Origin of the sequence: Cohaesibacter sp. ES.047 (assembly GCF_900215505.1) — a bacterium.
Classification (GTDB): Bacteria; Pseudomonadota; Alphaproteobacteria; order Rhizobiales; family Cohaesibacteraceae; genus Cohaesibacter.
Genome location: NZ_LT907844.1, coordinates 398,478 through 420,290 on the forward strand (window position 1 = coordinate 398,478; position 21,813 = coordinate 420,290).

General features: G+C 58.2%; 16 protein-coding genes. 2 read left to right on the top strand and 14 right to left on the bottom strand.

Annotated elements, in window-relative coordinates; genetic code table 11:
* Positions 1-2: 2 nt before the first annotated feature.
* The 10 genes from CPH65_RS01650 to CPH65_RS01695 all read right to left on the bottom strand — a co-directional run bounded on the left by CPH65_RS01650 (position 3) and on the right by CPH65_RS01695 (position 12,286).
* Entirely contained in the window at positions 3-1,430 is a 1,428-nt protein-coding gene (locus tag CPH65_RS01650) for an aldehyde dehydrogenase family protein (RefSeq protein WP_096171850.1), read from the bottom strand.
* 40 nt (positions 1,431-1,470) lie between these two features.
* Positions 1,471-2,244, bottom strand: a complete 774-nt coding sequence (locus tag CPH65_RS01655) for a gamma-glutamyl-gamma-aminobutyrate hydrolase family protein (RefSeq protein WP_096171851.1) — start codon at positions 2,242-2,244, stop codon at positions 1,471-1,473.
* A gap of 163 nt (positions 2,245-2,407) precedes the next feature.
* On the bottom strand, positions 2,408-3,526 hold the full coding sequence (locus CPH65_RS01660) for a Xaa-Pro peptidase family protein (protein WP_096171852.1): 1,119 nt from the start codon (positions 3,524-3,526) through the stop codon (positions 2,408-2,410).
* Positions 3,527-3,706: 180 nt separating this feature from the next.
* The gene (locus tag CPH65_RS01665) at positions 3,707-5,503 is read right to left on the bottom strand and encodes an ABC transporter ATP-binding protein (RefSeq protein ID WP_096171853.1); all 1,797 of its coding nucleotides are present in this window, start codon (positions 5,501-5,503) and stop codon (positions 3,707-3,709) included.
* Positions 5,500-6,423, bottom strand: a complete 924-nt coding sequence (locus tag CPH65_RS01670; protein WP_096171854.1) for an ABC transporter permease — start codon at positions 6,421-6,423, stop codon at positions 5,500-5,502. Before CPH65_RS01670 ends, CPH65_RS01665 begins: the two co-directional genes overlap by 4 nt.
* On the bottom strand, positions 6,420-7,361 hold the full coding sequence (locus CPH65_RS01675) for an ABC transporter permease (protein WP_096171855.1): 942 nt from the start codon (positions 7,359-7,361) through the stop codon (positions 6,420-6,422). Before CPH65_RS01675 ends, CPH65_RS01670 begins: the two co-directional genes overlap by 4 nt.
* A 63-nt stretch (positions 7,362-7,424) precedes the next feature.
* Positions 7,425-8,966 carry an ABC transporter substrate-binding protein gene (locus tag CPH65_RS01680; protein WP_096171856.1) on the bottom strand — a complete coding sequence of 514 codons (1,542 nt, stop codon included), beginning with the start codon at positions 8,964-8,966 and terminating at the stop codon, positions 7,425-7,427.
* 108 nt (positions 8,967-9,074) lie between these two features.
* A complete protein-coding gene (locus CPH65_RS01685; protein ID WP_096171857.1) occupies positions 9,075-9,788 on the bottom strand; it encodes an SDR family NAD(P)-dependent oxidoreductase in 714 nt (237 codons plus the stop codon).
* A gap of 28 nt (positions 9,789-9,816) precedes the next feature.
* Positions 9,817-10,995, bottom strand: a complete 1,179-nt coding sequence (locus CPH65_RS01690; protein ID WP_096171858.1) for an FAD-binding oxidoreductase — start codon at positions 10,993-10,995, stop codon at positions 9,817-9,819.
* A 10-nt stretch (positions 10,996-11,005) separates the two neighbouring features.
* Positions 11,006-12,286 (bottom strand): FAD-binding oxidoreductase, encoded by a 1,281-nt coding sequence (locus CPH65_RS01695; protein WP_197703935.1) that lies wholly within the window; start codon positions 12,284-12,286, stop codon positions 11,006-11,008.
* A gap of 95 nt (positions 12,287-12,381) precedes the next feature.
* Between CPH65_RS01695 and CPH65_RS01700 the strand changes: the two genes are divergently transcribed.
* Positions 12,382-13,284, top strand: coding sequence for a LysR family transcriptional regulator (locus tag CPH65_RS01700; protein ID WP_096171859.1), 903 nt, complete (start codon positions 12,382-12,384; stop codon positions 13,282-13,284).
* Positions 13,285-13,376: 92 nt separating this feature from the next.
* Positions 13,377-14,660, top strand: coding sequence for a DUF2254 domain-containing protein (locus CPH65_RS01705; RefSeq protein WP_096171860.1), 1,284 nt, complete (start codon positions 13,377-13,379; stop codon positions 14,658-14,660).
* Here CPH65_RS01705 and CPH65_RS01710 read toward each other — a convergent pair.
* From CPH65_RS01710 to CPH65_RS01725, 4 genes are all read right to left on the bottom strand, one after another.
* A complete protein-coding gene (locus tag CPH65_RS01710) occupies positions 14,650-17,760 on the bottom strand; it encodes an efflux RND transporter permease subunit (RefSeq protein ID WP_157747448.1) in 3,111 nt (1,036 codons plus the stop codon). The two genes, CPH65_RS01705 and CPH65_RS01710, sit on opposite strands and share 11 nt — an antisense overlap.
* Before the next feature lie 5 nt (positions 17,761-17,765).
* Positions 17,766-19,109 carry an efflux RND transporter periplasmic adaptor subunit gene (locus CPH65_RS01715; RefSeq protein ID WP_096171862.1) on the bottom strand — a complete coding sequence of 448 codons (1,344 nt, stop codon included), beginning with the start codon at positions 19,107-19,109 and terminating at the stop codon, positions 17,766-17,768.
* Positions 19,110-19,347: 238 nt separating this feature from the next.
* A complete protein-coding gene (locus tag CPH65_RS01720) occupies positions 19,348-20,556 on the bottom strand; it encodes a PQQ-dependent sugar dehydrogenase (protein WP_096171863.1) in 1,209 nt (402 codons plus the stop codon).
* Positions 20,557-20,711: 155 nt separating this feature from the next.
* Entirely contained in the window at positions 20,712-21,800 is a 1,089-nt protein-coding gene (locus tag CPH65_RS01725; RefSeq protein ID WP_096171864.1) for an ABC transporter ATP-binding protein, read from the bottom strand.
* Positions 21,801-21,813 lie beyond the last annotated feature (13 nt).

Consider the following 21,813-nt stretch of genomic DNA (forward strand, 5'->3'; position numbering starts at 1 on the left):
TGTTACGGCCGCGTAACGGCTTTGATTTCAAGGAAATCCTCAAGGCCGAAGTGACCGCCTTCGCGGCCCAAGCCGCTCATCTTATAGCCGCCGAACGGGCTGCCCCAGTCAAGATCGGTGCCGTTGATGCGCACCATGCCAGCCTTCAAAGTCTTGGCCACGCGGGTGGCTCGGGTCTCGTCGCCGGTCTCGATATAGGCCGCTAGGCCATAGGGGGTATCGTTGGCGATGCGAATAGCCTCATCCTCACCTTCGAACGGGATCATGGTCAGGACGGGACCGAAGATCTCCTCGCGGGCGATGGTCATCTCGTTCGTCGCATTGCCAAAGATGGTCGGCTTGCAGAAATAACCCACATTGCGGCCTTCGGGCTTGCCAATGCCGCCTGCGAGCAGGGTTGCGCCCTCGTCGATGCCTTTCTGGATCAGCGCCTGCACCTTGTCATATTGCAACTGGCTGACCAATGGGCCGATGTGGCCACCTTCCTTGGATGGATCACCAACGGCAGTTTCCTCAGCGGTCTTGGCCGCGATCTGCATGGCGTCTTCATAGATGCTTTTTTCGACCAGCATGCGGGTGGGTGCATTGCAGGACTGGCCGGTGTTGTTGAAGCAGGACCGGGCCCCACGACTGACGGATTTCTGTACATCTTCGACATCGGCAAAGACGATGTTGGGGCTTTTACCGCCCAGCTCAAGCGCGACGCGCTTGACCGTATCCGCCGCATCCTTGGTCACAGCCACACCCCCGCGGGTGGAGCCGGTGAAAGACATCATCTGAATGTCGGGATGGCAGGACAGGGCCGAGCCGACAACCGGCCCTTCGCCGTTGACAAGGTTGAAGACACCGTCCGGCACACCGGCCTCAGACAGAATTTCGGCATAGAGCATGGCCGAGAGCGGGGTCAGCTCGGACGGCTTTAGCACCAAGGTGCAGCCGGTGGCCAGTGCTGGTGCGATCTTCAGCACCATCTGGTTCATCGGCCAGTTCCACGGCGTGATCAGGCCGCACACTCCGATGGGCTCGCGCAGGATCGTGTCACCGTTGGCGCTGATGCTTTCGAAATCAAAGCTCTTGAGCGCTTCAATGAAGCCTTCCAGATGCCCCAAGCCGACCTTGGCCTGCGCGTTTTGCGACAAGGTCATCGGCGCGCCCATCTCCGATGAAATGACCTCCGCCATCTCGTCATAGCGCGCCTTGTAGGCGGTCATGATGCTTTCGAGCAGCTCGATGCGCTCAGCCTTGGTGGTTTGCGAAAAGCTGGGGAAGGCAATATTGGCCGCCGCGACCGCAGCGTTCGCATCATCCTTGCTGCCCATGGATATGACCGCAATCACTTCCTCGGTTGCCGGGTTGATGACATCGAGGTCCGTGGCGGAAATCGGATCGACCCATTTGCCGCCAATGAAAAATTTGCGTTTGTCGAGCATTGTACTTCGATCCCCTGTTCGAGTGTTCACTGTCGCGTGTTCAGGCCTTAGCGGCCTTTTTTTGTTTCCAGTCTTCTTCGCGCGCCTTGAGAAAGGCGACGATTCCTTCGCCGATTGCGTCCTTGTCAATCTTGGTCTCAAGCGATGTCATGGCCAGATCCGCCACATCATCCCCCAGCACAGCGTCGCGGCGGCTCTCAATCAAGTCCGCGACAAATTCGGGACCAAATTCGGGATGGCCCTGAAAGGAAATGACCTGATCTCCATAAGCGAGGGCGGCGTATTCGCAGAATTCACTGCTGGCAATGACCTTTGCCTCTGGCGGTTGGGTGACCACCTGATCCTGATGGAAGGCGAGGATCGAAAAGTCATCCTTGTCCCCCAGATCAGTCGCCGCCATCCAGTCCGGGGCCTCACCTTGCCAGTGGTAGCCATGGCGACCAACGCCCCAGCCCTTGTCGGACTTGAGCACCTTCCCCCCAAGACTCTCGGCGAGGATCTGGTGGCCAAAGCAGATACCCACCATCGGCACGCCCGCCTGATAGGCCTTGGCAATGAAGTCCTTGAGCGCATGGATCCAGGGGTAATCCTCATAGGCGCCAAATTTGGAGCCCGTGATCAGCCATGCCTGACAGTCCGTCGGGCTTGCTGGCAACTCACCATCGAGCGGACAATAAGTTTGATAGTCCCAATGGTCCGGTGCCGTGGCCCCCACCATCCGGGCGAACATTTCGGCATAGGAAGGATAGCCATCTGCCAATTCTTCGGGTGGGCGTCCCGTTTCCAGGATGCCGAGCGTGAAAGTTTCAGTCATGTGTTTTTTGCCGGGTTGCGGAATGACATAAAGTTGGTTCTAAAATTGTGATCACAAATTACTAGGAGACGGCTCTAGCGTCAATCGCCAGATATAATAAGGGAATATACAGAAAGGGCAGATCGGCAAAAGCAATGCCGTCTGCCCTTAGTTTGCTAGCTGATCAATCCTGCAGTTTCATGGCGCGGGACATTTCGGAGTAGATCTCGCAGCCATCCCCTTTAAGGATGACAATTTCCTCAAGACGCACCCCGAAATGACCAGCCAGATAGATGCCCGGCTCGATGGAGAAGACGTTGCCCTCTTCCAGCACCCGGTCCGACGTCGCCGTGATATAGGGCGGCTCATGGATGTCGATGCCAAGACCATGGCCACAGCGATGAAGGAAATAGTCGCCATACCCCGCAGCGGCGATGGTGTTGCGGGCCGCAAGATCAACATCTTGCGCCTTGGCGCCAGCTTTGGCGGCGGCAAGAGCAGCCGTGACAGCGTCTTCCACCACACAGAAGACTTTGCAGAATTCCTCGTCAGGCGTGCCGAAGAAGTCCGTGCGGGTCATGTCGGAGGGGTAACCATCAAGGATGCAGCCTGTGTCGATCAGCACCGGCATATTGTCCTTAAGGGTCGTGTTGCCCGAATTGTGATGGGGATAGGCGGAATTCTCACCAAAGCAGATGGCACAAAAGGCCATTTCTGCGCCGTTTTTCTTGTAATGGGCGGCGATCAGATCCTCGACATCCTTTTCGCTCATGCCGACCTTGAGGCTGGCAAAGGCCGCGGCCACGGCTGCATCATTCAGCAGGTGTGCGGCCTTGATGCGGCGGGATTCATCTTCGTCCTTCAAGGTGCGCAACAGGCCGATGGTGTCCTCGGTAAACCGCCGCTTGGGGCTATCCAGAGCATCGAGCAAGAAGAGCGCGAAGTCGGCCCGCATGGTCTCGTCGAGCACGACCGAAAGGCCCGGCTTCTTTGCTCCTGCCTCCTCGAGCAAGGCCTCAAGGGCAGCTGCAGGGCCTTCATCGTCGCTCCAGGTGAAGAAGGGCAGATCGGTTGAGGCGCGCGCGGACTCCACATTGAGCGCCGGCATCAGGAAACCGCAGAAATCAGCGGTGACAATCAGAAGCACGGGACGTTCATCGCCATGGGGATTGACGCCTGACAACCACGCCATGTGGCTCGATGGACCAAGGGCAACCAGATTGGTTGCCGTCTGCTTCATGCGCGAGCGAAGAGAATCAAGGCGTTTTGCGGCAATGGCCGGGTCAAGTGGGGCGTGCGACATGGGGTCTTCCTTGAAAAATGTGGCAGGCTGCCCAGACGATTGGGGGGGACGGGCAGCCTGCCTGTTGGCTGGATATGACAGGAACAAAAACCAGATACGTCAGCTTTTCAAGTGGCCAATGCCTCTTTAGCACCTGAAATGTCCTTTTGATGCAAGATCCATATCCAGCCAAAGTGCCAGTCAGTGGTCAAGCACGAGATGATCTTCCCCCACGGGCACAAGCTTGCGCTCGGGCCGCACCCAGTCTGGCGCACGCACCGGGCTTTTCAGTTCGTCGGTGATGAGGCCGCTGCGCTCCTTGGCAAGCAGCGGATCGGGGATCGGCACCGCCTCGATGAGCTTCTTGGTGTAGGGATGCTGCGGATTGCGCAAGATTTCGTCACGCGGGCCGATCTCGACAATCTCACCAAGGAGCATCACCGCGATGCGATGGCTGATCCTTTCCACCACCGCAATGTCATGACTGATAAAGAGATAGCTGAGGCGGAATTTTTGTTGCAGCTCCAGCATCAGATTGACCACCTGCGCCTTGATCGAGGCATCGAGGGCGGAGACGGATTCGTCGGCCACGATGAGGCTTGGTTCCAGCGCGAGACTGCGCGCAATACAGATGCGCTGGCGCTGGCCACCCGAAAACTCATGGGGAAAGCGAAGCGCGTGTTCGGGCGCAAGGCCAACCAGTTCGAGCAGTTCGCCAACGCGGCGATTGGCCTCTGATGCGGTGCGGATGCCATGAACGCGCATGGGTTCGGCAATGGCCGAGCCAACGGTCTTTCTGGGGTTGAGGGAGCCGTAGGGGTCCTGAAAGATCATCTGCATGCGCTGGCGCACGCTGCGCAATTCTTCTTGCTTGGCGTGGGTGATGTTCTGGCCTTCGAAGATCACGTCTCCCTCGACCGGCTCCACCAAACGCAGCAGCGACCGACCGGTCGTGGATTTGCCGCAACCGGATTCGCCCACCAGCGCCAGCGTCTCGCCGCGGCGAATGGTGAAGGAGACATTCTCCACCGCATGGACATTGCCGACCAAACGATTGAACAGGCCGCCGTGAACCTTGAACTGGGTGGAGAGATTCTTCACCTCAAGGATCGGTCTGCCGCGTTTGTCTTCTTCGTTGTCCGGCTCGGGTCCAGCACCATTTTCATCCAGCACTGGAAACCGACGCGGCGTCTGGGACTCATTCAGACCGCCGAGGCGCGGCACGGCCCCCAACAGCATCTTGGTGTAATTGTGATGCGGGTTGGCAAAGAGCGGCGCGACTTCGGCTTCCTCGACCTTGTCGCCGCGCAACATCACCACGACGCGATCGGAAATTTCGGCCACCACACCCATGTCATGGGTGATGAACATCACCGCCATGCCGATGTCATCCTGCAGGGCCTTGATCAGTTCGAGGATCTGGGCCTGAATGGTCACATCGAGGGCGGTGGTGGGTTCGTCGGCAATCAGCAGCTTGGGCTGGCAGGCCAGCGCCATGGCGATCATCGCACGCTGACGCATCCCGCCAGAGAAGCTGTTGGGATATTCCTGCATGCGTTTCTTGGCATCCGGAATCCGCACCAGATCGAACAACCGCAAGGTTTCGGCCTCTGCCGCCGCGCGGTCCATGCCCCGATGGCGCATGAGCACTTCAGCGACCTGAAAGCCGGTGCGAATGACCGGATTGAGGCTGGTCATGGGCTCCTGAAAGATCATGCCGATATCACCGCCGCGCACATCGCGCATAGCCGGCTCGTCAAGGGTCAGAAGTTCCTTGCCGGAGAGACGCACAGATCCTTCGATACGGGACGTATTCTCCTGCAAAAGCCGCATGATCGACAGGGCGGTGACGGACTTGCCCGACCCGGATTCGCCAACGATGGAGACGGTCTCGCCCTTGTCGATGGTGAAGTCGAGATTGCGAACGACGGATTGCCATTTTCCATCGACGGAGAAGGAGGTGGTCAGATTTTCGACCTCGAGAATGGTTTCGCTCATTGTTCACCTTTCAGACGCGGATCAATCGCGTCGCGCAAACCGTCACCCAGAAGGTTGAGGGAAAAGACCACGACCAGAATGGCAATGGAGGGAAAGAGTGCCAGCCAGAAGCTGTCGAGGATATTCTCGAAGCCCTCGCGGATCATGCCGCCCCAAGTGGCTGTCGGAGGATTGACGCCAAGGCCGATGAAGGCGAGCGAGGCTTCAACACGGATGGCTGTTGCCAGCCACAAAGAGCCCATCACCAGCACTTCCGGGGCGATGTTGGGCAGGATGTGCACGAACATCAGGCGCTTGTGCGAATAGCCAAGCGCGTGACCGGCCTCGACGAACTCGCGGCTCTTGATCGAGATGGTCGGGGCGCGGGCGATGCGGGCAAAGGGCGGAATGGCCGTGAGCGAAATCGCAATCACGAGGTTGGAGATCGAGGGGCCAAGCATGGCAACGACGATGAGACCGAGGATGAGCGAGGGGAACGCCAACAGCACGTCCATGACCTGCATGATAAGGATATCGATGCGCCCTCCGAAATAGCCCGAGATCAGGCCGATAATGGTGCCGATGATCAGCGCCGCGCCGATCGCCAGCAAGCCGATGGTCAGGGAAATCCGCGCGCCCCACATGATCCGCGACAGGGTGTCCCGGCCATAAAAGTCCGTGCCCATCCAGTGGGCTTGACTGGGCGGCTTGAGGCGGTAAAGGATATTCTGGTCGATGGGATCGTAGGGTGCGATCCAAGGGGCCAGAAGGGCCAGAAGACAGACGAAGACAAAGACGCCAAGCCCGACCCAAGAGGTCTTGTTGGTGTTGAAGGCCTTGTAGACACCGAGCAGCGAAGATTTGACCACCAGTTGGAAATAGGCCGCGTCGCTGGGCTGGCTGACCGTAGATTCGGCCTTGGATTTGATTTGAGACGTCATGAGTATTTGATCCTCGGGTCAATCAGGCCATAGGTGAGGTCGGTGATCAGATTCACCAGAACCACCAGCAAAGTGTAGATCACCATCATGCCTTGCAGCATGGTGTAGTCGCGCTGGTTGAGCGCGCCGACGATCAGCTTGCCAAGACCGGGACGGTTGAAGACAATCTCGGTGAGAACGGAGTTGCCAATGAGAATGCCGAGATAAAGCCCGACAACGGTGACGACAGGGATAAGCGCATTGCGCAGGCAGTGACGCCACAGAATGACCGCGAAAGCCATGCCCTTGGCTCGCGCCGTGCGGACATAATCCTGATTGAGCACCTCCAGCATCGCCGAACGGGAGACGCGGGTGATGTAGGCGGCCATGATGAGGCCGAGGTTGATGGCCGGCAGCGCAAGATCTCTCAGGCGCTCCAGAAACGTGTCGCCATGCCCGGAGCTGATGACCGGGAACCATCTGAGCTGAATGGAGAACAGCAACAGGAGCAGGATGGCAGAGACAAACGCCGGGAAGGAAAGCCCCAGCAAAGACGCGATCCGGGCAACATAATCAGGCAACTTGTTGCGACGAACCGCTGACCAGATGCCAACCGGCAGGCCGACGACGACGCCCACAACGAGAGACGCAAGGGTCAGCTCGATGGTCGAGGGCAGAACCTTGAGAATTTCCTCGATGACCGGACGACCGGATACCATGGAAACACCCCAGTCACCGACGATCACACCCCTGAGAAAGTCGAAATACTGGATATACATCGGTGCATCCAGCCCCAACCGGGTACGCATGGCGGCCAGCGCGGCCGCGTTGGCCTGATCGCCCAGAATGGCCATTGCGGGATCACCCGGCAGAATGCGAACAATAAAGAAAACAATGGTCAGTACGGCAAAGAGTGTCACACACGCAAAGCCGAGCCGCTTAAGAATGAATACAGTCATGGTGACTCCACGTCTTCAGCCGCACCGGCTCCACAGGATGGCGGAGCCGGGCGGTTATGGTCTTTATTCGGTGAAGGTCGCCATTTCGGTGACGGGTGGGGACAGGTTCAATGACCCCTTCACGTCGACACCAAGGTCAAGTTTGTCGTTCCATGCCCAGAGCTGGAGAGCCTGAAGAATGGGAACAGCACAGACTTCTTCCATGATCTTTTTCTGAGCGGTAGCCCAGAGCTCGATCTGCTTGGCGCTGTCGGTCTCGACCCGAGCGGCGTCAATTTCCTTGTCTGCCACATCGCAGTGCGAGAAGTTGGTCACCGCCGTCGGAGTTCCAACGATGGAGTCCGAGTGGAAGAACTGGGTCAGGTAGGTGTCCGCAACGGGGAAACGGGCTGCGGCATAGTGGGTGACCTGACTCATGTCCTTGCGGATCTGTTCGTGGAAGGTGGCGTGTTCGACAGTCTCGATTTCGAGATTGATTCCGGCGTCACGCACCAGTGCCTGAACGGCTTCCATGGTCGGCAACATGCCCGGAAGCGTGGTGTGGATCGCCTTGATGGTGACCCCGTCAGGGAAGCCGGCTTCGGTCAGCAGTTCCTTGGCCTTTTCGATGGAATATTCATACTTTGGTACATCGCCGGTGTAGCCCAGATAGCCTTCAGGCACGGGAGACCAGGCTGCAAGGGTGACATCCGGACCCTTGAACTGGAGCAATGCATCCCGGTTGACCGCATGGGCGAAAGCCTTGCGCACAAGGATATTGTCGAGCGGCGGCATGGCCATGTTGAGGTGCAAGACGCTCATTTCGCCCGGCGTCATGACGATGACCTTGGTGTTGGGCAACTTGGCAATGCGTTCGACCCATGTCTGGTCCTGCTTGCCGTAGATCATGTCGATCTCGCCAGACTGGAACGCCAGATCACGGGACGCGTCGGACGGGATATAGCGGTAGTAGATTTCCTTGAGTTTGGGCTCGCCGCGGAAATATTCCGGGTTGGCAACCAGCTTCACATATTGCTGTGGCTGGTATTCAGCGAACATGAAAGGACCGGTGCCGATCGGCGAGCGCTGATATTCGTCGCCCAAGGCCTCGACCGCATCCTTACAGACGATGTTGCCGCCGTGATAGGGCACAAGCAGGCCCAAGAGGCTGGGAACCGGGTTCTTCAGCTTGATGGTGACTTCGAGCGGACCGGTGGCCTCGACGCTTTCGAAGGCCGTATAGTCCTTGGCGAACGCTGAGAAATCAGGATTGGCGGACCGTTCGAGCGAATAGACAACGTCTTCGGCGTCAATCTTGCCATAGTCGCCGTGGCATTCGACATCATCGCGCAGGGAAAAGACCCACTCGGTGCCATCCTCGTTCTTGGTCCAGCTCTTGGCGATATCGGGTTCGATGAATTCGGGGCTGGCCTCACCGGGCTTGATGCGCACAAGACCGTTGAACATCCAGTATAGAAGGCCCTTGTCCGATGTGGTGGTAGCAACATGCGGATCGAGCTTGCCCGCATCAGCAACCCCCATGCCGACGTTGAGCGTGGTCCCAGCTGCCATGGCCTGACTGGCCAACAGCATGCTGGTTAAGGCAATTCCGTATCTAAACTTCATGACTTTCTTCCCCTGGTGGTGATGTTTATCGTTTGGTGTTGGTGATTGGTGTTTTTGTTATTTGTTTTGTTTGTTTTGTTTGTTTTGAATTGTGTGAGGCACCTTTTCTCAGAAGGTGTCCTCGAGCCTGCAGTTGACGATCATTTCCGCCATGCAGGCAGTATTGGGAAGGGACAACGCAAGCGCGGCCACTTCGGCAAAATCTTCTGGCTGGATCATCTCTTCTTTGCTGACCTTGGCCACATCGTCAGTCAGATCCGTCGCAACGAAACTGGGGCAGATGGCCGTCGCCCTGACACCGTGATCCCAGCCGATCCGGCGCGTGTTGTGGGTGAGCGCGATGAGCGCATGCTTGGTCATATTATACGCAACATTTTCATTTCGGACACGTTTGCCTGAAAGAGAGGCTATGTTGATCACACGCCCGGTTCCGGCAGCCTTCAGGTGGGGCATGCAGATCCGGGTGAGAAACAACGGCCCTTTGATGTTGATTGCCCAGAGGGTATCGAGCTCTTCCTCGTCGCCCGCCTCGATGGTAAAGGTGTTGCTGGTGCCGGCATTGTTGACAAGGCCATCGAGCTTGCCAAACCGATCGATGGTCGCTTGAAGCCAGGCCTCATGGCTGTTGCGGTCGGCGGCATCATAAGGTGAGCAGAGCAAGCGGTCCGAATCCGCCCCGGCGAAGGCTTCGCCCAGAGCGTCGATGCTTCTGGCGCCCGCGCTGACACAAAAGCCCTTGTCGAGCAGTTGCCTTGCCACCGCCAGACCAATGCCGCGGTTGGCACCCGATATCATGATCACACGTCCGTTCGGCTCAAGCATCTGTGTCTCCCTTTGTCATCTGATGCCCTCACCCATGCAAGGTCAGGGTCGCTTCGGCACCGGTCAGGGAATCAAATCGATCCAGCCTGAAGGCGTCGATATCAAGATCCGGCTTTTTGCCAATGAGCTTCTGGGCTGCCAACGGCCCCGTAACCGGACCAATGCCGAAACCATGCCCGGAAAAGCCCGCGGCAATCATCAGATTGTCAAACCCTTGCGCGACATCAATCACCGGCAAGGCATCCGGCGTGAGATCAAGCGCTCCGGCCCAGATCTTTTCGATTTCCAGATCATGCAGGACGGGAAGAACCGTGGCAACCTTGCTAATTGTCGCCTCGATGGCGCGGGCATAGGGACGTATTGCGGGTTTGCCGTTCTCTTCAACGAGGGTTCCGGGCCATGTTTCCATGCCGCTGGTGACGCGAAAGCGCCCGGAAAGCTCCTGCCGGGCCGCCATATCGGCATTGGCAACACCAAGAACGGGGCAAAGCTGGGGTTCAGCGGGCGCGGTCTGGATCACCGTTACCATGGGTTGGCGCAAGGGGATCGTCGTCCCCAGAGGCTCGAGCAGGCGATTGCTCAGAAAGCCTGTGGCCAGTAGAACGGCCCCGGCGGCATGACTGCCGGCATCGGTGACAAGACCCGTCACCTTGCCTTGAGAGACCGTCAGAGCCGTAACGCGCTCACCAAATATGATTTCAACGCCCAACGCTTTGGCACGCGACAGATAGGCCTCGGCCACCATTAGCGGATCAGCATGACCGTCCGTCGGACAGTAGGAGGCCGCCAGCACGGTATCGGATAGCGGGGGAGCAATGGCGCGAATGTCTTCAAGGTTGTCAAGGAACCTCAGATCAAGGCCGATATCGGACTGTTGCTTGACGAGGGTACGAATGGCCACCACTTCCGCTTCAGTGCGGGCCAGACGCAGATTGCCCTCTTGGCGATAGCCGGTTTCGGCTCCGAGCTTTTCATGCAGAGTTTGCCAGATTTCAACGGCTTTCTTCGCCATTGGCAGCTCGGCCGGATCCCGGCCCGACTGGCGCACACCCGCCAGCGTCCAGCCAGAGGCCATGGCCGCCGGGCCATAGGCATCGATCAGTCTGGTTCGCACCCCGCTTTCGGCCAGTTCCACAGCCGCCGACAGGCCCGTGATGCCGGCGCCGACGACAATAACGTCTGGATGGAAAGGGGGGCGTTCACTCATTCAGACATCCTTATGTGAAGCGAGCGGATTTGAAGGGGGATATGTCGACCATCGGCTCCTCGCTGCAAATGATTTGCTGCACCAGCTTGCCGACACCCGGCCCCGTGCCAAAACCATGACCGGATAGCCCGGTGGCGATAACAAAGCCCGACGGCTTATCCGTCATTTCGATAATCGGCACCTCGTCGGGCATGACGTCGATCATGCCTGCCCAGGCTTCAGCGATTTCGACATCCTTGAGGGCCGGATGCAGGGCCTTGGCTTCCTTGATCACCTTGCCCATCAGGCTCATGTCCGGTTCGGGATCGAGAGTGCGCATTTCCTCGAACGGGGTCTTTTCATCGGATGTCCAGCGATGATGTCCGAGCGGACCGAAGAATTGTTTGCTGACACGGAGCTTGACGAGACCAAGCCGGTCCATCATGACGGGGGCAAAATTGACGAAATGACGGAAAGCGGCGGGGATGATCTGAAATTCGGCCGTCCGGCTCTTGGCAACGGTATAGCCGCCATCCTTGCGGCGACGGATCGATGCCCGCGTGGCACCGGCTGCGCCTTCCAGAATATTGGGAGCTTCCGTCGTGCGCATGGCGCTGCCCTTGACCGCAAGCTGCGGGATGATGATGTCCATGTTTTCAAGGAAGGTCCGCGCCCAGGCACCTCCGGCCATGACGGCGAAGCGACAGCTGATCGGCCCATGTTCGGTGACGACGCCCGTCACCTGACCGCTCTCGCTTTCGACCGTACGGACGGCGCAATTCTCAAGAATTGTGACGCCCTTCTTTTGAGCGAGGCGGGAGAAGGCGGGAACAGCCAGCGACGGCTCAGCGGTGGCGTCGTCAGCAGAATGCAGTCCACCGATGAAGGGATGGTCCGTGCGATCGAGGATTTCACTTACCTCGTCGCGCGTTATCAGGCGTGAACCGTGATCAAAGCCTTCGTTGTCTTTCAGCCATTTGCGGTGTTCGTCGAGTTCCTTTTCGGTCTCCGAAAGGTAAGAGATTCCGCGTATTCCATAGCCGATGTCTTCGTCGACATCTGCCGCAAGCCGGCCCCAGAGTTTGGCACTCTCGATCATCAGTTGAAGTTCGCGATAGTCGCGCCCGGCCTTGCGGATCCAGCCCCAGTTGCGCGAGGATTGTTCGGCCCCGACCGTGCCCTTTTCGCACACAGCAACGGAAAGTCCCGCGTCTGCGAGGTAAATTGCCGCACAAATGCCGACAACGCCTCCACCAATGATGACCACATCCTTGTCTGCGGGGACGGCTTGGTCGATTGCTGCTTCTGTCACGATGACCTCCTGAAAACTTTCTTATTGTCAGCCTGACGGCAAATATTTTATAAGGCAAATACAAAATTTGATCTTTAATATGTGAAATTGTTATAATGAATAGTTTATCACAAAGAGCACTGGAAGCTTTCTCCGCTGTTATGCTGACCGGAAGCGTCTCTGCCGCAGCGGAGGAATTGCGTGTTTCACAGCCTGCGGTGAGCCGTCTTATCCGCGATTTGGAGAACGACCTCAACATCCCGCTCTTCACCCGGCACGGCAGCAGAGTCATCGCGACGCCAGAGGCTTACGAGTTGATCAAGGAGGTGGAGCGCAGCTTTGTCGGCCTCAGGCAGATTGCCGAGGCGGCGGAGGAAATCCGTAGTGGCAACCGCTCGACCCTGCGCATCGCGGCGGCCCCCGCCTTCGCACAGACCGTCTTGTGCACCGTCATCTCGGAGCTGCTGCTGCAGCGTCCGGAGTTTCGGGTAGACTCGCTGTCGATGACAACACTGAATGTGGTGCGGCAGGTCGCCATGCGGCAGTGCCAGGTCGGCTTTGGCATCCCGACGGAGCACAAGCACGAGGTGGATGTGGTGATGACCGGAGATGTGCCGTTTCGCTTCATCGCTCCGGCCGATCACCCCTATGGAGAAAAGCTGATCGTCACGCTTGATGATCTTGCAGACATAGATTTTGTCGCCTTTGACGAATCAACCATCACGGGGCGCATCTTCAACCGGCTGTTTGCGCGCATGCGTCGTCCGCCCAGCATCAAGACACGCTCCTACCTGTCCCAGATTGTCTCTGCGCTGGTGATCCGCGGGGTGGGCGCAGGCATCGTCGATGGCTTCACCGCGGAAGATCACCAGCGGATGGGCGGTATTGTGCGACCGATCACGATCGAGAGCCGCTTTGGCTATTCGGTGATCAAGCCGCGTGGCGACCAACTCAGCCACAATTGTCAGGCGCTCATTGATCATTTCGACATGCATGCGGCCCGATTGAATCTGAATTAATTTTCAATCGGGCGAGACTTCTTTTGCAGAAGTATGCACTATGGGGTGGTTGCGAACCCGTAGGGCGTTCGCTCGAAAAGGGAGAGCGGCACATGTCCAAATGGCACTGGATTCTCTTGCAGTTCACACGACGCCTCTGGGTGCGTGCAGCCCTGATTGGTTTTCTGGGTATTTGCGCTGCGGGCCTTGCGTCTTTGGTGGACGAGCTGCCCACCCTGCCGATCAAGTTCGACATTGGCGCGGATGCGATCGAGAATATTCTGACGATCATCGCCTCAAGCATGCTGACGGTGACGACCTTTTCGCTCAGCGTCATGACCGCCGCCTTCAACACAGCAACAAGCAATGCAACGCCGCGCGCAACGCGGCTTCTGATCGAGGATCACTCCTCCCAGAATGCCCTGTCCTCCTTCATCGGATCCTTTCTGTTCAGCATGGTCGGGCTGGTGGTGCTCAATGCGGGAGCCTACGGCCCACAAGGCAGGATCGTCCTGTTCGCGGTCACGGTACTGGTTATCGCGCTGGTGGTCCTGTCGCTGTTGCGCTGGATCGACTATCTCACCAAGCTCGGCAGGGTTGAAGAAGCTGCCGACAGGGTTGAGCAGGCAACGAAAAACGCGATGCTGACACGGCTTGCAGCCCCTTATCTTGGCGGAAGAGCGCTGCTTGACGAGGACGCGATCCCCGCTTGGGCAATCGGTATTTTCTCCGAATCAACCGGCTATATCCAGCATGTCGACCTGCAACGCCTTTCCAATTGCGCCACCGAAGCCGGTGGAGAAATCTTTCTAGCTGCAACACCGGGAACCTTCGTGTTTCTCAATACCAATCTGGCCTACATAACACTGGACGCGAGCAAAAAGGACAAGGAAAACATCGAGCATTTCCGCGCCGCGGTCCAGAACGCCATTACCATCGGCAACGAACGAAATTTTGATCAGGATCCCAGATTCGGTCTTTGTGTGCTCAGCGAAATCGCCATTCGTGCCCTGTCGCCCGGCGTCAATGATCCGGGAACCGCGATTGACATCATCGGCAGGCAAGCACGCCTGCTAACGTTGTGGTCGCAGAAACAACAGTCGAACGATGCCGACCACGATAGTGACAGTGACGATGTGTCCTTTCCCAATATCCATGTGCCGCCACTCCGAAGCGTCGATCTTTTTGATGATTCCTTCCACCTGATCGCAAGAGATGGTGCCGGTCAGGTCGAGGTGCAAATGAGACTTCGAAAGGTTCTGAAAGCCCTGAGCGAGATCGGGGAGAATGCTTTCTCTGCGGCGGCACACAATCAGGCAGCGATAGCACTGGTTCATGCCGAAAGCAGCCTCACGCTGGAAGAAGACAAGGACCGGGTCAGAGCCATCACGTTTTGACGCTGCGTTCGCCTGTTGCCTTTACCAGCCCGAAATCCGCCAGAATGGCGAAGAGGCTGGGAACAAGAAACAAGGACAGGACCGTCGCCGTGAACAGACCGAAGGCGAGGCTGTTGACAAGCGGGATCAGGAACTGTGCCTGTGTGCTTGTCTCTGCCAGCAGGGGCAACAGGCCTGCGATGGTGGTCAGCGAGGTCAGCACCACAGCGCGGAAACGGGCCTTTGCCGCCGCACAGGACGCCTCGATCGGATCCATGCCAGCGGCCATTTCTTCGCGGATGAAAGAGACCAGCAGGATCGAATTGTTGACCACCACGCCCGATAGAGTGGCAAGGCCGACAAGGCTGGGGATCGACAGGTCCAGCCCCATGGCAAGATGACCAATAACCATGCCGATGGCCCCGAGGGGGATTGCCGCCAGCACGATGAAGGGCTGAACATAGCTCTTGAACTGGAAGCTCAAGAGCATGAACACGAAGGCAATGCCGATGAGCACATAGGTGAGCAGTGAGGCACCGGTGGCGGAGGCTTCCTTGCCCTGTCCGACAAAGGCGACCGAGACGCCCGGATAGGTTTTCTTCAAGTTGGGCAGGAACTGGGAACGGGTCACCATCATCAGCTCGCGGGCATTGACGACATTGGCCTTGATCGCCCCCTGAACCGTGACGGTCCTGAGGCCGTCCACCCGGTTGATCCTTGCGTATCCGCGGGTTTCGCGCACATCGGCCACCGTGGCGAGCGGGATTTTGGAGCCATCCGGCGCGGTAACATAGATGTCGTTGATGCCGCCTCGGCTATCAATCGCGCCTTCTGCCAGACGCACGCGCACGTCGATGCCGTAGCTGCCGGATTGAATTTCAAGACCGGTTCCCCCTTGCACAATCGCCCGAAGCTCTTCAGAGACCGACTTTGCGGTGAGGCCGAGGCCACCGGCATCGTCATGCAGGGTGACGATGAATTCCGGCTTGCCGGGCCTGAGGTCATCGAGGACATCAACAACCCCTTCATAGCCATTGAGGAACGCCTTGAGGTCATTGCCTGCCGCTTTGAGCTGCTCAAGATCGTTGCCCTTGAGCCGGATATCGATGGCATTGCCTGCAACGCCGCGTTCCTTGTCGGTGAATTTCATCGCAAGAGCGCCCGCGACCGGGCCGGTCAACTTGCGCCAGCGGGACAGCATTTCGCGCAAATCCCCCTCGCGCTGTTGCGCCCGGAGCAGATCGGCGCTGATGGTCGCCAGATGCGGGCCTTTTTCGTTGGCATCCGCATTGACGCCGTAATAGACGAGGATGTTGTTGACCAGCTCCTGACCCTCGATCTGGATCGGCTTGAATTCCTCATTCACTTTTTTCAGTGCAGCCACGACCTGCTGAACGGCCTCTTGGGTCTCGGCCAAGGGGGTGCCTTGCGGCATCAGGATGCGCGCCTGAATGGTGTCGCTTTCCAGCTTCGGGAAGGACCGGAATTTGAGCAAGCCGCTGGGGAACGACGCCGCCGACAGGATCAACAGGCCAATGATAAGGCCGATGGTCAGATAGCGCCAGGCAATCGCCCACGCGATGGCGTGTGCAAAGACCCCGTTGCGGAAGCCTTCAAAGCCGCGCTCGAATGCAGCATGGAAACGGGATTGTTTGTTGGCACCCTGTTTTTTCAGCGAATGATGGAGGTGGGATGGCAGGATGAGAAAGGCTTCAACGAGGCTCACCGCCAGCGTGATGACCAAAATGACTGGCATCACTTTCAGCACCGCCCCGATCTTACCCGCCATCAGAGCCAGCGGGCCGACGATGAGGATGGTTGTCAGGAAGGATGAGACGACGCTGGGCATGACCTGAAGCGTGCCGTTGACGGCTGCATCAAGCTCATTGTCGCCTTTCTTCAGGCGCGCGCCGATATTCTCGGAGATGACGATGGCATCATCCATCAGCAACCCGGCGGATACGATCAGGCCAACCATGGTCATGGTGTTGAGCGTGTAGCCCAGTCCCTGCATGATGAAAATCGCCCCGAGAAAGGAAACCGGCAAGCCCATGGCAACCCAGAAACTGTAGCGGAAGGAGAAGAACAGCCACATGGTCAGAAAGACCAGCACCAGACCTTGCGCACCATTGACCGTGAGGATGCGAAGGCGGTCGATGATGTTGGGGGAGACATCCTGCGAGATCTCGAGGCCGACAGCGGGAGGCGCGATTGCGCGCTCCTTTTGCAGGATTGTATCAATCAGCGCCTTGATCTTCAGCGTGTCCTGATTGGGCGTCTTGGCAATCTCGATCAGCGCCGCCTGCTTGCCGTTGAAGGTGACCTTGTCTTCAGCAAATTCGAAGGTTTTCGCAACGGTCGCAATATCCCTCAAGCGCAAGATACCGCCATCCGGTGTGCTCTTGATCACAATATCGGCAAATTCGTGCGGCTTGCGTCGCTGATCCGCATAGCGCAGCACCAGATCGCCACTACCGGTTTGCAGAGTGCCTGCAGGCAGGTCGATGCTCTGGTTTCTAATGGCGGTAGCCACATCGGTGATGCTGAGACCCAGATCGCGTAGGGCCGTCTCGGACACCCGTACATCAATGAGAGGATCGGCAAAGCCTTTGAGGGTTGCCTGAGCGATGGTCTTGTTGCGCAGGACGCGAGAGAGAACGCCGTTGGCATAGGCGAACAGGCCTGCCTCATCCTCGATGCCGGTGATGGCGATGGTCGCAATGGTCGCGGTGCGTTCCATCTTGGTGACTGTTGGCCGCTCGACCTGATCGGGAAAGCCGGTGATGGCTTCGATTTCGCTCTTGATATCATTGTAGAAAGTGTCGAAATCCCGCCCTTCATGCATGGTGACCACGGCAATGGCCAGATTTTCCCGTGCTTCGCAGGTCAGCTCCTTTTTGCCGGGAATGACGCCGAGGGCTTCCTCCACGCGCAGGCAGACCGCTTCCTCGACATCCAAGGCCGTGGCGCTGGGATAATTGACCCGGACCTCGACTTCGGTTGGGTCGGTGACGGGAAAGGTATCCCTTTGCAGGCGCGGCAGGGACAGGGCACCGACCAGCAGGATTGCCACCATCAGGAGATTGGCTGCCGTCGGGTGCTGGGCAAAGTAGCGGATCATGACGATCACATTCCCTTGCTCTTGCTCTGGCTTTTGCCGGTCGCCTCAGCGATGACACGCGCGAGCAGTGCCTTGTCCGGGCGGGGCTTGAGCAGCATTCCTTCGACGGGCGATGGCATGTCGGAGACGATCACCTTTTGCTTGGGCTCGACACCGGATTTCAGCACAATGATATTGCCCTGAATATAGGCTGGTTTAGCGCTGATAAAACGCAGGCGTTTTTCATCGTCGACTATCATTACCTTGCTTTTGCGCACAGCAAGGGCTGGCAGAGCGATCATGCCCTTTCTGGGCGGTCCGATCAGCACCACTTCAACGGCCATATCGCGGACCAGAGGCGGGCGTTGACCGGGAGTCGCCTGCCCATAAGGATCCTCGATCTTGAGCACGATGCCTCGTGTGCGGGTCTTGGGGTCCATAGTCGCCGTGACGCGATCCACCACCGCATCCCACTCAACGGTGGTTTTTGGTGTGTTGAGGCGCACCTTGGCCTTGAGCAGGGCGTGGCGATCCGAGACCGCTTTTTTGTCGTCGGCGAGCGTTCCCAGAGCCGCGCCGGGGGTGCCGGTCTTGCCCAACAGCGGGCTGAGGGCTCCAACCGGGAATTGGGCCACCACCTCGGCAACGGCGATGCCATCGCCGGAGAAGAGCTTTTCGCCCTTGTTGACATATTGCCCCAGCGCGATATCGACCGTCCCGAGGCGCAGATCAAACGGTGCTTTGATGACCGTGCGCTCCACATTGAGCGCAGCGATTTCGCGCTTTTGCTTCAGGACATTGCGCTCGGCCTCATTGAGCTTGATGTTGCTTAAAAGCGTCTGCACCTTCGCTTCAGCGGTGAGCATCGCCCGTTCGGCAGCGTCGACCATGGCTTGCGAGGTCGAGCCCTGTTTGAGCAAGGTCTGTTTGCGGCTGAGATCTTCCTTGAGCAGATCAAGGGCGCGCTGTTCGATCCGGAGCGATGCCTCATTGGTGCGGTCCCTGGCATCAAGGGCTTCGCGCTCTGCATCGAGCTGCGCCAGCCCCAGTTCATACTCGCGCGTATCGATGCGCAACAATTCGGTGCCTTGGCCGATCAACAGCCCGTCTCGCAGATTTTCCGCGGTCCAGACAACCGGTCCGGCAACCTCAGCCACCGCTTCCCAAGCGCGGGCGGGCTGAACCCGGCCATATCCGCTCACCGAGGGCGTCACCGTGATGGACTTGGCTCCGATGACCTTGACCGGCGTCGCCTTCTCCTGTTTGTCCGAGGCCGCTCTTGGCGGTTTTGCGGACTTGCCGGACATCATGAACAGAACGACTGCAAGCGCGATCGGCGGAAGGAAGAGAAGCTTCTTCAGTATGCCCATGATGGCGGTCCTCTCGTTAAAGGCTCTTCTCGGGGCTTGTCGCAGGTCAGAATGAAACGGCTATTATATTCTTATTTTCTAAAATAGCGGTATTTGGAAAGCCGTCGCAACCCAAGAACGGTATTCGTTCATGGTCAAACGTATCCGTTTGTATCAAACTGTTGGCTGAGCTTTGGTCATGAAAAAGGCCGCCTCGGGTGTCCGAAGCGGCCGTGTGCCTATCGTCTGTTCATGCCCTTCAGCGCGGTGTCAGCTTTATGAGGGCTCCGCGGTCCGCATCGGTCAGAACGATAATCGATCCGTCCGAGGCATCGACATCAACATCGCGGATGCGGGCATTTCCCTCGATATAACGTGCCTCGCCAACCACCTTGCCGTCCTCGATTTCGAGCCGGACGAGCGCTCGACTGGCCAATCCGCCAATCAAGGCATCACCGCGCCAGGCCGGAAACATGTCTCCGTCATAAAAGACCATGCCGGACGGGGCAATCACCGGATCCCAGTAATAAACCGGCTGTTCCATGCCGTCTTTTGCGGTCAGGCCTTCTCCGACCGGTGCGCCGGAATAGTTGATGCCATACGAAATCACCGGCCAGCCGTAGTTCAGGCCGGGTTTGGGCTGGTTGAGTTCATCACCACCTTTGGGGCCATGTTCAACGGTCCAGAGCTTGCCGTCCGCATCGAGAGCTGCGGCTTGCAGGTTGCGATGGCCATAAGACCAGATTTCCGGCAGACCGCCATCAATCTCGGGATTGCCATCAGCCGGGCCTCCCATCGGGTTGATGCGTACCACCTTGCCGATGGTCGTACCGACATCCTGAGCCAATTGGCGTGGCTCCTCCAAAGAGCGTTCGCCGGTGGTCACGAACAAGGCATCGCTTTCATCAAACACCAGTCGCGAGCCGAAATGATAGGTCGAACGCCATGGTGGCTGCTGCTGGAAGATAACCTTGACATTTTCCATGCGGCTATCGTCTTCGGACAGGGTGCCGGTTGCCACTGCCGTGGCGTTGGTGCCGTTGCCGCGTGGCTCGGCATAGCTCCACCAGACGCGGCGCGTCTGTTTAAAATCGTCCTTGACGGTGACATCAAGCAAACCACCCTGACCGCGGGCATCCACCTCCGGCAGGCCACCGATGCGGTCCGACTTGGTCCCGTCGGGCGCGATGATCCGCATCTGGCCGGGGCGCTCAGTCACCAGCCAGCGGCCTTCGGGTAACTGGTCCATACCCCAGGGATGATCGAGCCCATTGGCGATCACCTCGCGCTTGAGGGTGACGCCGTCAGAAAGGATCGGCGCTCTGGTCTGGCCCTTGAAAGCCGGGCTTTGATTGTCGGCATTTGGTGGGCGGGTGTTGAAAGTCTGGGCTTGCGCCGGGATGGCGATGGAGCCGAAGCCTGCAATCAGGCCGACGGCAAGAAGGCTTTTCGTCACGGTCGCATTCATGTCGTGTGTCTCCATGGTCAGGTGTTGGGTGCCATGGCCCGGTCGCTGTGGCGTCCGGGCTATAGGCACCCGTTTTTATCCTTAGACCATGCGACATCATCGCTGAGGCGAGAATGAGGCAAGTTTGCTTATCCATTGGTGGCGTGAACGCCGCCTCAAAGACGCGCGCCACCTGTGCTAAACAGCAGGCAATCAGAGCCGCTGATGGACAGATCCAGATTGTCATCCGGCCTGATCGGCGTGGTCATGCCGCGCATTTCGATGGTCAGGGCATTCTCGCGGCCCGTATCGGTATAGACGTAGGAGACGCCCCCCAGTTTTTCGATCACGGCGCATTTCACCGTGAAATTCGCTTCGCCCGGTTCGGTATCGAAATGTTCGGGCCGAATACCGATGCGCACGTCCGGTGGCAACTGCGCCGAACGATCGCGCGGCATCACCGCCAGATTTTCCACCCCCAGCTCCGGGACAGAGACAAGGGCCGCGCCATTGTCTGCCCGTCCGGTGACCTTTGCGCCGATGATGTTCATCTTGGGGGAGCCGATGAAGCTGGCAACGAAGACATTGTCCGGATTGCTGTATAGCTCGTCCGGCGTTCCGATCTGTTCCACGCAGCCATCGCGCAAGACCACGATACGGGACGCAAGGGTCATGGCCTCAACCTGATCATGGGTCACATAAACCATGGTTGCACCAAGCTCGGCATGCAGGCGGGCAATCTCGAGGCGCATCTGAACCCGCAATTCGGCATCAAGGTTGGACAGCGGTTCATCAAACAGGAAGATCTTGGGCTCCCTGACGATGGCCCGGCCGATCGCCACGCGTTGACGCTGCCCACCGGACAGAGCCTTTGGCTTGCGCTTGAGATAGAGCTCCAGCTGCAGGGTTTCCGCGGCCTTCTTGACCAGCGCCGTGCGCTTCGTCTTGTCGATGCCGGCCATTTCCAGACCAAAGGCCATGTTTTGTTCGACCGTCATGTGCGGATAAAGGGCATAGGTCTGAAAGACCATCGCAATGCCGCGGTCGGACGGCTCCTTTTTGGTGACGTCTTCACCATCAATGACGACCGCTCCCGACGTGACCGTTTCAAGCCCGGCAATCAGGCGCAGGAGTGTTGACTTGCCGCAGCCGGAGGGGCCGACGAAGACGACAAATTCGCCGCTCTTGACCTCAAGATCCACCGACCGGATGACTTCGGTCTTCTCGAATTTCTTGACGACTTTTTTGAGTTCCAGATTAGCCATGAATAAGTCCAGT

Excerpts from the sequence above, each read along its gene's own strand:
- CPH65_RS01685 (WP_096171857.1), bottom strand. The coding sequence starts at position 9,788 with ATGCTTGAGCCGAACGGACGTGTGATCATGATATCGGGTGCCAACCGC.
- CPH65_RS01670 (WP_096171854.1), bottom strand. The coding sequence starts at position 6,423 with ATGACGTCTCAAATCAAATCCAAGGCCGAATCTACGGTCAGCCAGCCC.
- CPH65_RS01660 (WP_096171852.1), bottom strand. The coding sequence starts at position 3,526 with ATGTCGCACGCCCCACTTGACCCGGCCATTGCCGCAAAACGCCTTGAT.
- CPH65_RS01655 (WP_096171851.1), bottom strand. The coding sequence starts at position 2,244 with ATGACTGAAACTTTCACGCTCGGCATCCTGGAAACGGGACGCCCACCC.
- CPH65_RS01650 (WP_096171850.1), bottom strand. The coding sequence starts at position 1,430 with ATGCTCGACAAACGCAAATTTTTCATTGGCGGCAAATGGGTCGATCCG.
- CPH65_RS01710 (WP_157747448.1), bottom strand. The coding sequence starts at position 17,760 with ATGATCCGCTACTTTGCCCAGCACCCGACGGCAGCCAATCTCCTGATG.
- CPH65_RS01675 (WP_096171855.1), bottom strand. The coding sequence starts at position 7,361 with ATGACTGTATTCATTCTTAAGCGGCTCGGCTTTGCGTGTGTGACACTC.
- CPH65_RS01680 (WP_096171856.1), bottom strand. The coding sequence starts at position 8,966 with ATGAAGTTTAGATACGGAATTGCCTTAACCAGCATGCTGTTGGCCAGT.
- CPH65_RS01725 (WP_096171864.1), bottom strand. The coding sequence starts at position 21,800 with ATGGCTAATCTGGAACTCAAAAAAGTCGTCAAGAAATTCGAGAAGACC.
- CPH65_RS01700 (WP_096171859.1), top strand. The coding sequence starts at position 12,382 with ATGAATAGTTTATCACAAAGAGCACTGGAAGCTTTCTCCGCTGTTATG.
- CPH65_RS01720 (WP_096171863.1), bottom strand. The coding sequence starts at position 20,556 with ATGAATGCGACCGTGACGAAAAGCCTTCTTGCCGTCGGCCTGATTGCA.
- CPH65_RS01690 (WP_096171858.1), bottom strand. The coding sequence starts at position 10,995 with ATGAGTGAACGCCCCCCTTTCCATCCAGACGTTATTGTCGTCGGCGCC.
- CPH65_RS01665 (WP_096171853.1), bottom strand. The coding sequence starts at position 5,503 with ATGAGCGAAACCATTCTCGAGGTCGAAAATCTGACCACCTCCTTCTCC.
- CPH65_RS01705 (WP_096171860.1), top strand. The coding sequence starts at position 13,377 with ATGTCCAAATGGCACTGGATTCTCTTGCAGTTCACACGACGCCTCTGG.
- CPH65_RS01715 (WP_096171862.1), bottom strand. The coding sequence starts at position 19,109 with ATGGGCATACTGAAGAAGCTTCTCTTCCTTCCGCCGATCGCGCTTGCA.